Source organism: Tianxiuia mixotrophica (assembly GCF_050596425.1).
GTDB lineage: Bacteria > Bacillota > Clostridia > Peptostreptococcales > Acidaminobacteraceae.
This window is the reverse complement of record NZ_CP192292.1, coordinates 1575279-1587460: the sequence shown is the minus strand read 5'-3', so window position 1 is coordinate 1587460 and position 12182 is coordinate 1575279. Positions and strand designations below refer to the sequence as shown.

11 protein-coding genes are annotated in these 12182 nt (G+C 41.9%); all 11 read right to left on the bottom strand.

Annotation, left to right across the window (positions count from 1 at the left end):
* Nucleotides 1-198 precede the first annotated feature (198 nt).
* Nucleotides 199-1272, bottom strand: a complete 1074-nt coding sequence (locus tag ACQ4KW_RS06900; RefSeq protein ID WP_430885800.1) for an efflux RND transporter periplasmic adaptor subunit — start codon at nucleotides 1270-1272, stop codon at nucleotides 199-201.
* 11 nt (nucleotides 1273-1283) lie between these two features.
* The gene (locus ACQ4KW_RS06895) at nucleotides 1284-4649 is read right to left on the bottom strand and encodes an efflux RND transporter permease subunit (protein ID WP_430885799.1); all 3366 of its coding nucleotides are present in this window, start codon (nucleotides 4647-4649) and stop codon (nucleotides 1284-1286) included.
* 194 nt (nucleotides 4650-4843) lie between these two features.
* Nucleotides 4844-5182 carry a DUF192 domain-containing protein gene (locus ACQ4KW_RS06890; protein ID WP_430885798.1) on the bottom strand — a complete coding sequence of 113 codons (339 nt, stop codon included), beginning with the start codon at nucleotides 5180-5182 and terminating at the stop codon, nucleotides 4844-4846.
* A 153-nt stretch (nucleotides 5183-5335) separates the two neighbouring features.
* Nucleotides 5336-6247 (bottom strand): type II secretion system F family protein, encoded by a 912-nt coding sequence (locus ACQ4KW_RS06885; protein ID WP_430885797.1) that lies wholly within the window; start codon nucleotides 6245-6247, stop codon nucleotides 5336-5338.
* Between the two features lie 57 nt (nucleotides 6248-6304).
* Nucleotides 6305-7255, bottom strand: coding sequence for a type II secretion system F family protein (locus ACQ4KW_RS06880; protein ID WP_430885796.1), 951 nt, complete (start codon nucleotides 7253-7255; stop codon nucleotides 6305-6307).
* A 4-nt stretch (nucleotides 7256-7259) separates the two neighbouring features.
* Entirely contained in the window at nucleotides 7260-8603 is a 1344-nt protein-coding gene (locus ACQ4KW_RS06875) for a CpaF family protein (protein WP_430885795.1), read from the bottom strand.
* A 4-nt stretch (nucleotides 8604-8607) separates the two neighbouring features.
* A complete protein-coding gene (locus ACQ4KW_RS06870; RefSeq protein ID WP_430885794.1) occupies nucleotides 8608-9750 on the bottom strand; it encodes a response regulator in 1143 nt (380 codons plus the stop codon).
* Nucleotides 9751-9765: 15 nt separating this feature from the next.
* Nucleotides 9766-10482, bottom strand: coding sequence for a Flp pilus assembly protein CpaB (gene cpaB / locus ACQ4KW_RS06865; protein ID WP_430885793.1), 717 nt, complete (start codon nucleotides 10480-10482; stop codon nucleotides 9766-9768).
* Between the two features lie 13 nt (nucleotides 10483-10495).
* Entirely contained in the window at nucleotides 10496-11383 is an 888-nt protein-coding gene (locus tag ACQ4KW_RS06860) for a pilus assembly protein TadG-related protein (RefSeq protein ID WP_430885792.1), read from the bottom strand.
* 10 nt (nucleotides 11384-11393) lie between these two features.
* Nucleotides 11394-11786 (bottom strand): TadE/TadG family type IV pilus assembly protein, encoded by a 393-nt coding sequence (locus ACQ4KW_RS06855; RefSeq protein ID WP_430885791.1) that lies wholly within the window; start codon nucleotides 11784-11786, stop codon nucleotides 11394-11396.
* 97 nt (nucleotides 11787-11883) lie between these two features.
* On the bottom strand, nucleotides 11884-12063 hold the full coding sequence (locus ACQ4KW_RS06850; protein ID WP_430885790.1) for a Flp family type IVb pilin: 180 nt from the start codon (nucleotides 12061-12063) through the stop codon (nucleotides 11884-11886).
* Between the last annotated feature and the right edge of the window lie 119 nt (nucleotides 12064-12182).

Sequence of the window (12182 nt, the reverse complement as noted above, 5' to 3'; positions counted from 1 at the left end):
TATTTACCCATTCTTGTGCATTTCAATGCCTAAGATAAGGGATATTTATAATTTTTATCATCCAGACCCACCCCATTCACTTCCCTCACACAAAAAGAAAAACCGATCAGTTCGTGTGTTAAAACACGCACAAATCGGTTTTTTCTATTAAATTATTGGTCTGGTCAAGGTATGAGCTAGACCCAATAGTTTGAGTTCTTATTCGATGATTTCAAGCACGTCACCATCATCTAGGTAAGCCTGACCTGATACAACAATCTTCTCACCGTCCTCAAGACCAGACAAGACTTCAAAATATGTTTCAAAGGCCAGACCTTTTTGAATTTCTTTTTTAACTGCTTTTTCGCCTTCTGCAACAAAGACGTAGTCCCTACCATTTTCATGTAGAACTGCAATTTTGGGAACCGCTAAAACATTTTTAGGTTTTTCTGTTTCTATGCTGAGTTCTGCGTACATGCCTGGCTTGATCAAGCCTTCTTCATTGGCGATACGAACGCGCACAGGATAAGTTCCCCCTTGCTGCTGTACCGGACCGACACCCTCAACAGTTCCATCGACGATAAGGTTGGCCGCAGGAAGGTCTACACTGACAACTTGTTCCTTTGCCAGTCTATTAATATCCCCTTCTGTCACGCCTGCTTCAACAATAACGTCATTAATGTCAACAATTTCGTATATAGGTGACCCCGGATTCACTGCCAATCCAACATTTTGCATTTTCATTGAGATAACACCACTTATAGGGGCCTTAATGTCCATGTGTTTCAATTGATAGCGCATTTGACTGACCGAGTTCGAGCCCATAGAATAATCAAGCTTGGCCTTGGCCAACATATCTGAAGCACCATCATACTGGGCTTGTGTTACAGAACCACTCTCATAAAGCGCCTTTGTTCTCTCATAAGATCTCTTGGCACTTTCAAGGGATAGACTTGATAGACTAGACCCTATATCCGCTTGGTTTTTTTGAAGTTTTGTAAACTCGTCATCTATTTCTACAAGAAGTGTGCCTTCTTCTACATAGTCTCCGACTTCTGCATAAAGGGCTTCAATTTGTCCACTAACAAGGGACGACACCGACTGAACCTTGTCTGCCTCAACCTGACCAGGCATAACCAATCTCCCAATCATTTGTCTGTCTTCTACAGATACCACTTCCACTGCTTTTTTTTCAACCACAGGGGCTTCATTCTTTGTTTTTTCTTCAGCTGAAGCATTAGAGCAACCAGCCAGAACCAGAATCCCCAGGGCAATTATTAATAATCTTTTCATCGCCATCCTCCTTATTCTGTCACTGCGTTTGGCTGCAAGTTTGCAGCTTCTTCGGTTTTGTTTTTACGACGTCTAAAGTTCATTTTGAACTCTTCTAGCATGGTGTAAAGCGTAGGCACTGCCACAAGGGTTAGAACGGTTGCCATCATAAGACCGAATATGAGGGCGTAGCCCATCGGTCCAAAGAACTCCTGCTTCAGTGTGATTGGCAGGATACCACCTGCTGTTGTAATGGTTGTGGCAAGCACTGGCATAAATCGCGTTTTGCCAGTTTCCCTAACCGCATCATAAAGCTCATAGCCATTTCTTCTTAAATAGTTAATGTAGTCAACAAGGACAATGGCATCATTAACCGCTATACCAACAAGGGCTACAACCCCTATGAAGGCTAGGAATCCAAAACTGTTTCCAGTTAGAACCAAACCCGGCATAACGCCTATAAGTCCAAGTGGCACTGCAAAGAGTATAATCAGAGGCTGCGACAAAGAGTTGAACTGAACAGCCAGGATTATATAAACCAGTATGGCTGCTACAACCATATTGACTAGCATATCTGTAAAGGAATCCTGCATATCACCCAGCTCGCCTGCATACTTGACTGACACGCCATCCGGCAAGGAAATATTCTCTGTCTTTGCCTTAAAGGCATCCATAATTTCCACTGTATTTGCTCCCGCAACCGTTTGAGAAAAGACATTAACCCTTCTTCGACCGTCTTCATGACGAATGGTTGGTGATGTTTCTGATTCAATGAAGCTTGCCACCTGATCAAATCGAATGGCCTGCCCTTGACGGTTATAGAAATACATTGACTTCAGTTCATCTTTTGATCCCATGGAATCAATCCCCGAACGGATCATAACATCTATTTCTTCCTGATTGCTTCTATATGTCGTTGCTTTTAGACCTGCAACAGAGTCTCTAATGGTTTTCGCTATAGTATAATCGTTCAGGCCGTAAAGAGCGGCTTTTTCCTTATCCACCCTGATTTCAATTTCAGGCCCTCCACTGTTTAATGATGTGCCCACATCACGGGTGCCTTCAATATCCATAAGTATAGACTTGAAACGGTTGGCGGTTGCTTCCATTTTAACAAGGTCTTCACCTATGATACCTACGACGATCGGTGCATCGCTCGGTGGTCCATCTTCCAGTTCAGTGACTTCTATTTCAGCGCCAGGTATTTTCTTAACCCTTTCACGGAGGAGGGCTGCAATATCCATAGATGTTCTGTCTCTGTCATCTGCACTGTATAAATCTATTGTTAGTCGGGCAATATTCGGCGTACCAGAGGATGATCCTGAGAACGAATCGAAACTGTCAGCGCCTGTTATACCTACATTTGATACAAATGTTTCAATTTCTGGGTAGTCAAATAGGATACCCTCAATTTTTTCTGCCACTTGTGCCGTCTGATCAAGCGTTGATCCCTTCGGTGTCGTAATATCGATATAGAGCCTGTCGTAGTCTGACTGGCCAAACATCTCCACCTTTAAAATGCCAAGTGGAATAAGAGCCATACTTCCAACAAAAGCCACAAGCAAAGTACCGACCAAAATCCAGCGTCGCGACCTTTTGCTGACAATACTGTATAGTCTCTTACCATAGCCATTGATAAATGGATGTTCCGTTCCCGGTGTCCTCTTCACATACATTTTTGCAAACATGAACCCGCCGAAAATAGCTGCAAATCCGAAGGATAAAAGACCGTAGCCATCATCTCCCTTGAAGGCTTGCATGGCAAGGATCACTATGAATAAAACAGATGCTATCCTCAATCCATGTTTTTTAACTGGCGGCATTTCTGACGTTGGCTTTGGACGCTTTCTTAAAAATACGGAACAAAGCGCCGGTGTGATTGTGATCGCTAAGAAAAATGATGATCCCAGAGCGAACATAACCGTGATTGGAATAGGTTTAATAAAGGCTCCCATAATTCCAGGTGTTAATGCAATCGGGAAAAAGGCTGCCAGAGTTGTGAGTGTTGATGCCATAATGGCTGGTGCAATCTGATTTGTCCCCGCCTCTGCTGCCAGTCTCGAATCAAGGCCTTTAGCTCTTAATCTGTCCACATTCTCCATAATAACGATACCATTATCCACAAGCATACCAACGGCTAGAACCATGGAAAAGAGGGTGATATTATTAAGCGTCATATCAGCCGCATTCAGGAATGAAAGGGCCATCATGATGGCTAAAGGAATAACGATGGATACAATACCAGCTTCCCTGAGACCTATAAATAGGAAGAGAACAACTAGGACAAGATATAGTCCTGAAAAGGCATTGTCCATTACAGCCCCTAGCTGTTCGTCAACAAACTCAGCGGTGTCTCCACTGATTTGTATCTTCATATTGGCAGGATAAAGCTTACCGTGCTCCTCAGCCAGTATTTCTCTTACAAGAGCGCTGGTCCGAATAACATCTGCTGTGTCTTTTTTCTTAATTGATAGGGCAACTGAGCTCTTCATGTGCGCTTCATCTGTGCCGAGCCCCACTGACATTTTTGAATATGATTCCACTTCTTTATATCCATTTTCCACAACTGCAATGTCTTTAATTTTTATTGGACCTGACTGGGTGTACCCCACGATGACATCATTAAGGGCTTCCACATTTTCCAGTTCTCCGACTGTTCGAATGTTAAAGTTCTTTTCGTCCAGGGTTGCTGATCCACCTGGGTAGTTCAAATTTGACGCTTGAATACTGGCCTGAATCTGGTCAAGCGATATACCATATACCGCCAGTCGCTTTGGATCGACATGTACTTGTATTTCTCTTTCAAGACCACCAATGACAAGCACATCAGCAATAACCGTTTCCGTCTCAAGTCTTTGTTCAATCAGTTCTGCGTAGTTTTTCAACTCTGCCTGAGTATAATCCCCCGACATATTGACGATCATAATTGGCGAATTGTTTGACTGAAGCTCGTTGACTTCAGGGGTTTCTGCATCCGCTGGCAAGTCATATTGAGCCTTTGTCACTTTCTCACGGACCTCGTTCATCCGTTTTTCCATGTCAGTCCCCTGTTCAAATTCAAGCCAGATATTTGACACCCCTGAATAGGAGTATGATGAGATCGTTTTCAAGTCTTCGACTTCTTCAAGCTTGGATTCCAACTTATTTGTGACAAGTGTTTCAACTTCTTCAGGTGCTGCGCCAGGATACATAGTAAAAATCTGTCCGTACGGCAATACAATTTCTGGTTGTAATTCTCTTGGCAGACTCACAAAAGCGCTCACCCCAATGATGATAATAGCAATCAGCATTAAGTAAACGATTTTATATCTGTCTATGAAGAATGCCGCCCATTTGCCAAGGATGTTCCTCGGCTGTTGAAGCTCGGGTATATCTCTCCATTCTTGATCGTTTTTCATGTTTCCCCTCCTTGATATGTCCTATTTGAACAAACACCCTTCCCATAAGAGCCAACCCTCAAACATCTGCTCTCTTAGAAATCATTTGAACAAAAAGAACACATATGATATTCGTATCATATGTGTTATATGCTATGATAAGTATCTTCACTTATAGTCTAGTGTTCATAAATTAGAAACACATTAGAAGGGTATTAAAAGTAAATAACATCCCCTTTAGAAACATCTTTTAAATATGTCCCTGCCGGAGCTTCTACAGCGATGTAAGCTGCTGAAACACTCTTGTCAACATGCCAAGGTTCAATATTTTTATGGACTTCAATGACCTTTCCATATCTATCACAGTAGGCCACATCAATTGGAAACTTCATAAAAAATGTATGCACCTGCTTGCATGGTGCAATGGCCATCAGATGTTGGGTCGCCTTATCTTGATCTTTCAACATCAAACCTTTGAATCTTTCAGTAAAGGATCCTGCCACCCGCACAAATCCTATTGGCATTTGGTTGACTTCTAAAATTGATGTGTTCATAGGATCACCTCATAGATTCTGACTTAAAAAGACTCTTCTTCCTAATACCATAATATATGAAATGACAGGAAAATAATAAATCGAAAAGTCATAAATTTACATGACTTTTTCTTTTATTGTATATAGGACTTAAGGGCAGGGTCCCAGTCTCTATTAAAACATTTGAGAGAGTTTTATGAGTGCTGGTCCTATGAGTACAATGAGAACTGATGGAAAGATAAATAAAAGCAGTGGAAAAAGTAATTTTACAGGGGCCTTCATGGATTTCTCCCTGGCCCTTTGTTTCCTTTTGTCACGCATTTGTTCTGATTGAATTCTTAATATCTTACCAATGGCAACCCCCAGCTCATCAGCTTGAATAATCGACCCAACCAGTGTCGTTAGATCCGCAACAAGGCACCTATCGCTCATTTTTCTTAAGGCATCTCGACGTGTTTTACCCATTCTGAGTTCCTTTAAGGTGATTGCGAACTCATCCGCTAAGGGGCCCTGCGCCTCAGTCGCCACACGGTCTATGGCGCCGTCAAATGACAATCCCGCTTCAACGCTCACCGTGATCAGGTCTAGTATATCTGGAAGCTCTGACACTATGCGCTCACGCCTTTTTCTAATTCTAAGAACAAGATAATAGCGGAGCATAATTTGAAACATGAGGCTGATAAGAAGCCCCCTAATCAGGGCATGCCCCATTGAAGTCCCAGCTATTATCATAGCTTGCCCCACCATAACAGGAAGAACAAGGCAGATAAGTATGGACAGCAGGCGCCACTCCCTCCATCCGATTTCAGCAGAGAGACCAGCTAAGAACAGGCGTTGTGAAAGCTTAGAATTCATTTTTTCTGGTACAAACCTACCTGCTATTTTCAGAATGGAGTTTGAAATAAAAGTTGCCATACGCCCTAGGAGGGTTCCCCTATTTTCAATCACAGTGTGGTTGATTTCAACATGGCCTGATATATTTCTTATTCTATTTTGTATTTTGTCCTCTGCTACCATTCGATTGTAGCCCATCCAAAGGGTTAGGCTAAAGACAGATATAAATACAAACATTACGATCAAAAGCATTTCATCACCTACAATAGATACTTTAAAATTAACATTTGCCTATTAGCTAATATGGAACTACATATCAATACGAACTATTTTACGAATGAGCAGTATGCCGATTATTTCATTAATAGCAGCAAAGCCGAGCATAAATCGTCCTATGGAACTTGTAAAGAGAACAGATATATAACTTGGATTAATAAGATACATGATTCCAATTAGAAAAAAGGGCATTATGCTCACTATGGCGCCCGACAATCGCCCCTGAGCGGTTAAGGTTCTAATTTCTCCCTGAATTTTTACCCGGTCTCGGATGGTCGTCGAAATGGTGTCTAAAATTTCTGCTAGGTTACCACCTGTTTCCTTCTGAATCAAGATGGCTCTAACTATAAGTTCCAAATCTTCACTTTCCATACGCTTGGTCAGATTTCTCAAGGCTGTTTCGGTGTCTTGCCCCAGACTGAGTTCTTTCAAAAGCCTTCTGAATTCACAGGCTATAGGATCGGGCATTTCCCTTGATACAGAGTTGACCGATTGAAGAAAGCTATAGCCTGCACGAAGGGAATTGGACATAATGCTCAAAGCATCGTTTAATTGACTGGTAAAAGTTTTCTCTCTCTTGTTAACTCTAACTTTTACATACAGCTTTAAGGCAATAAGGGCAGAAAGACCCGCCAGAAAACTCCCTGGTAAATTCTTTGATACAAGCAACAAGACGCCCGTTATCCCTATGGGGAATGACCATTTTATAAGAAACCATTCATAAGCAGTGACTGAAAGATCAGCTTTAAGAACCTCCAGTTCCATTCGCTCAGATCGTGATCGACCAATCCACTTGAGCTCTCTTCTCGGCCTTTTTATAAGGGGTGATTTTTCTGATCCAACCAGATCTGCTTCAAAATCCGATGATGCATACTCAATGACTTGGTCAATACGGCTATGGGTAGAAGTCCCCCTGGTCAATTTGTTCAGTCCAAGCACAAATGTAAATGCCGTCAGCCCACATAATAAAACAATAGCAACCATCTAATCACCTCCCGTGAAAGAGTGATGCCGGTACCTTAATGCTCTTGGCTGCCAACTTGTCAACAGCCTTTGGTCTTACACCAGTGAAAATGTAGCGACCAGATACTTGTCCCTTGGCACTTAGCCCCGTTTGCTCGAACTTGAAAATGTCTTGCAAAACGATAACATCACCTTCCATACCATGAACTTCAGTTATATTAACAATTTTACGGCTGCCATCAGGCAGTCTTGTCTGTTGAATGATAATGTCGATTGCCGAAGCAATTTGATCTCTAATGGCTTTGACAGGAAGGTTCATCCCAGACATTAAAACCATGGTTTCAAGTCTTGAAAGCATATCTCTAGGTGAATTAGCATGCCCCGTTGTTAAAGAGCCATCATGACCCGTATTCATGGCTTGAAGCATGTCAAGAGCTTCCCCTGAGCGGACCTCGCCGACAACAATACGGTCTGGTCGCATCCTCAAACTGTTTTTAACAAGGTCACGAATAGATATTTCTCCTCGCCCTTCCATATTGGGCGGTCTGGTTTCAAGGCGAACCACATGGTCCTGAACGAGTTTTAGTTCGGCAGCATCTTCAATAGTAATGATTCTTTCATTGTTAGGTATAAAGGATGAAAGAACATTGAGCGTTGTCGTTTTTCCGCTGCCCATCCCCCCTGAAACAATAATATTAAGATGACCTCTTATGCAAAACTCAATAAAGTCCGCCATAGATTGTGTCAGGGTTCCAAATCCGACCAGATCTGACACTTGAAATGGATCTTTAGAGAATTTTCTAATGGTGATGGTCGGCCCACCTAGCGCAAGGGGTGGAATTATGGCATTAACCCTTGAGCCATCTGGCAACCTTGCATCGACCATTGGAGAACTTTCGTCAATGCGTCGTCCAATGGGGGCCACTATTTTTTTTATGACGTGGAGCACATGATGATTGTCCTTGAAACGGGCATTGGTTAAGACGAGTTTGCCTCCTTTTTCTGCATAGACTTGGTTGGGCCCGTTAACCATGACTTCTGTAACCTCATCATCACTTAAGAGGCTTGTTATGGGACCAAATCCTACTATTTCGTCCACAATTTCATCGATAACTCTCTTTTTTTCCCTATGGGATAGGTCAAAATCGCCTGAATTCACTTCATTCTCAATAAGAGACTTTATATCATTCTTGTATGTTGATAAGTCACTTTCCGCATCTGAAAAATCTATATTGAGTGCGTCAATAACTGCATTTTGAATTTTCACCTTGAGTCCATCATGGGGGTCTACCACCGTTTTTATCGACTTGTTCACAGAAGGGCTCCGGTCTGATTCCGCCTTGCTTTTAAGTCTGTCTTTCAGGGACATATTCTCAACTCCTTAATATATCAAGGGCTTTTTTCATATCCTTCATAAATTTCGATTTTCTCATTCTTTTTTCACCAGCTAAGGGATCTCCCCTATTTATCATTTCCAGCATGTGTCTTCGTTCGTCTGATATTTGAGCATCCACTTTTACATCCAGAGCACGCTCTATATCCGCAATTTTGATTTTTTCCTTGCCGGTCCATCTGTTTATGACTAAAAAGAGTTTGTTTAAGTCATACTCAAGAGACTTCATAACCTCAAGCCCCAGTCTAGTGTTTTTTATTGACAACATATCTGGTGTCGTTATATAAAACACTTTGTTTGAAATATCGAGGGCTGTCAGGGATATTTCTGAGTAGTTCGTCCCAAGGTCAACGAGAATATAGTCATAACGTGACTTCAGATCCACTAAAAGCATTTTTATCTCAGCCGGCTGGATCCCTTCCGCTTGGTCAGGCCGTTTGGGTGCCAGAAGTACATCCAGTTGATCACTATGGTTTAAAATGGATGCTGTCACCTGGTCTTGAAAATCTTCTGCTTCCGGTGAAAGAGCATCATATATTGTCGACTTGGGTTTTATGTTCATAAGCATGCCCACATCTCCAAACTGCATATCCAAATCCACGAGAATGACCTTGGTGTTTTTTTCTTGACTGAGCAGAACAGCTGTATTCATGGCAAGAACAGACTTACCCACGCCCCCCTTGGATCCATAAAAGGATAGGATCTGCCCAGCCTGTCTATTGATATCAGACTGTGTTACCCTTGTTTTTTTGTTCTTATAGTATGCGTTAATAATTGTCTCACTGAGTGTATCCAAGTCGAAGGGTTTTACAATATATGACCTTGCACCACTGTCCATGGCCTTTCGTAAATACTCAGCTTCATTTTGAACAGACATCATGACTATAATCGAGTCTGGGTGTTCTGATGAGATCCTATCTGCCGCCTCTAAGCCATTCATTTCTGGCATATTTATATCCATTAAAATGACATCCACCATATCAGGTGTATAGACCGACACACTCTCAAGCCCAGACTTGGCTTCCATAACGACTGTGATCTCATCACTTATAGACAGTATTTTTTTCACCAATTCTCTTGTTTCATCATGATCATCAACGATCATCACACGTATTTTATCCATACTTCTCCCACCTTATTACCGTAGGTCTTCCCAAAAGACTGGAGATACACTGCGCTTGCTCTTGTCATTTTCCCGACGGAGTATGATCTCAATAACACCAATGTTTTCAGCAAGAACAATCTTTTCTGACTCTTCCATTGGCACTTCAAGTGTGACAGAGTAGCGGTCGGGCACCTCTTCATGAGCCTTGCCCTCTGGCAGGGTAACACGGCTCACAGCCAAAACCTTTATATTTTGAACAAATATGTTTGCCTGGTCTTCCCTTATAACTTCTTCTTTTCTCATTTTCTCAGGTAGAAAAACGACAAGGTCCACATAATCACCAGGTCGTATCATGTCCCCAACAGCTTGGAACTCGCTAGACAAAACACTTATGGCCCTATGATTCTCCTTGATCACAGAGGGTAAAATATCATCAATGTCTTCTCTTACTCTGGCTCTTAATATGGGTTCGCCTTTTCGAAGATTCGTCGATGCATACATCTGACTTAAGGTCTCTATATCCATAAGGGTTTCAGGGTGTATAGCCTCTGACGGAAAGGCCTTCATTTCAAAATGAGAAGCATCTAACTTGCTATAGGCTTCAATGTTTTCCTTGGCAACAGGTATGCTCTTCATTTCAACAAGCGCGCTTTCCGTTTTATTTCCATTTAAAAAAATATAGCTGCCCAGAGCGGCCAACAGGCCAAATATAAGGGCGAGCAAAAAATATTTCAAACTGCCATTTCTCATAACATCACCTCAGTTAATGCTTAATTTTAATACCGTAAAGACCATAATCAGGCGCAAGCTCGTTCACCGTACCACTGCCTGTATATTTTATAAATCGACCTTTTAAACTCGTCTGTCCTGACTGGATGCCAATGTCTTCTATAAAAAACTCTGCAAATCCAACAACCGTAACTGGTGACTTCCCTTCGACTTGCAGTTCGTCTACAACGGGTATGACCCATAATCGCTCTGACTCTCTCTTATAATTTTCAAACGTGTGAAAATCTGTACTCAAATGATTCCTTAGTGGGTTTATAACACTGACCTTATTCCCTGCTTCTGTGTATATAATGTCTCCTATTTTTATTGTGCCCTTAAACCCATAGAGTAAATTCTGTTCATAATTGGAAGCGCCTGTTCCGCCGAGTGACACGGCTCCAAAGTTTCCCTTGTAGTTGGTCTTAGCATTTAGTTTTAAGTCCACCAGATCACCATATTCTAAGGCGCGTTGTTCTATAACCAAAGGACGAATCCCTGAACGGACTTCATTTATTGGTCCCACAATAACGGTAACGCTTTCAGTGATTGTAACAGTGTCCCTTCCAATAAGTGGTCCAAAGAAGGTTTTCAAATCTTTGTATCCATCCACCTTGAGTGAATGATTGTCTTCTGTAATCGTCACACTAGACTTGTCTGGATCAAGACCATTTGCAGACAAATAGTCACTTACCAAAATCCTTGACTCATCAGGCTTACCAGGAAGAGATTGAGCGCCCGCAAGTGCGGATGCATCCAGCGCATTGCTGAGTTTTGCTTTTTCATAAGTTATAACGCCCACATCTGCTCCAATTACTAGAAACATGGCCATCACAGAGAAGCAAACGACTAATATTATGGCCGAAGACCCTTGTTGATTTCTCATAATTCTTCCCTCACTCCACTCGCATTGAAGTCGTCCCTGAAATATTCATTTCATTTGAAAACAGCCTGTCAACAAATGGGGTTATCGGCATGAATTTATAGGTCACGATGACTTGCAACCGATCCCCTGAATGTCTAATAGAGCCTGTAGGTGTGACTTGTATGCTAATCCGTGTCTGGTCCAGACCACTGGTAGAATCTACGACGGCTGACTGAATATCTATATCAGAGCCTCCTATTGCACCCATTCGAGCGCCCTCTCTTGAGCCATGTTCCACTTCATAGGCAGCATGGAGAAAGCGACCCGTTTCAAGCAAGCCAAATATAAGCAGAAAAACCAGGGGAATGATTAAGACAAACTCAACGATAGCCTGTCCGCGGTTATTATTTAAAACATGTTTCACTTAAAACCACCTCAAACATTTTGAGCCCTACAAACAGGTTTGTAAGGCTCACATTAGCCTGTTGATCAGGCTGATTTATAATTTCGTATTCGTTTTCCTATTGTGCAGTCAAGCTGTTGATAATATCTTGAAACTCAGCAGTGATTGTTGTGCCCATAGTAATCATGATAGCGATAACCGCTACAGCAATTAATCCTATTAACAGTACATATTCAACCATACCTTGTCCCTTCTTGTTGTTTAGTGCCATCCAAGCATTGTAAATGAAATTCATCATTGATTTTCCTCCTTACACCCAAAAGTTTGCCCAATTTCATGTTCCCTCTCAATTGCCCAATTAAGAGTGGATTACTTCTTTCTGTGTCTAGTATAGTCGAAAAAAGTCGAAAAAAATAA